The 553-nt window shown below is 47.9% G+C and carries 2 tRNA genes and 1 rRNA gene; all 3 read left to right on the top strand.

The features are described from left to right. A 5S ribosomal RNA gene (gene rrf / locus AC3WU2_RS30675) occupies nt 1-76 on the top strand; the annotation flags it as partial. Nucleotides 77-138: 62 nt separating this feature from the next. Continuing rightward, nucleotides 139-215, top strand: a tRNA-Ile gene (locus AC3WU2_RS30670). A 22-nt stretch (nt 216-237) separates the two neighbouring features. Next, a tRNA-Ala gene (locus AC3WU2_RS30665) sits at nt 238-313 on the top strand. Nucleotides 314-553 lie beyond the last annotated feature (240 nt).

Below are 553 nucleotides of genomic sequence, written 5' to 3'. Positions count from 1 at the left end.
GAACACGACCGTTAAGCCCTCTAGCGCCGATGGTACTTGGACCGCAGGGTCCTGGGAGAGTAGGACGATGCCAAGCGCGCCCACTTGATGGGTACAATAACTTAATCTTCCGAAGCGAATACGCTTTGTGAACATTAAGGGCCCTTAGCTCAGCTGGTTAGAGCGCACCCCTGATAAGGGTGAGGTCGGTGGTTCGAGTCCACTAGGGCCCACCATAACTAATTTAATAACTTTCTTGGGGCCATAGCTCAGCTGGGAGAGCACCTGCCTTGCACGCAGGGGGTCAGCGGTTCGATCCCGCTTGGCTCCACCATTTAAGTTTTACATTTGATCCTTGAAAACTGGATAGCGAGATAAATTTGCGTTTTAGAAATATCCTTTTAGCTAGGATTTTCCGCAAGGAAATATCCAACTACTTGTGTTAAACAAGTTTTAAGAAGCTGATTGACAGTTATTTTCTCTTACGAGAAAAAACTTAGGTTAAGCTACTAAGAGCACACGGAGGATGCCTAGGCGCTAGGAGTCGACGAAGGACGTGGCGAACAACGAAATG

This window comes from Paenibacillus sp. EB106-05-06-XG162, assembly GCF_058791655.1.
This window is presented reverse-complemented; position numbering and strand designations above follow the sequence as displayed.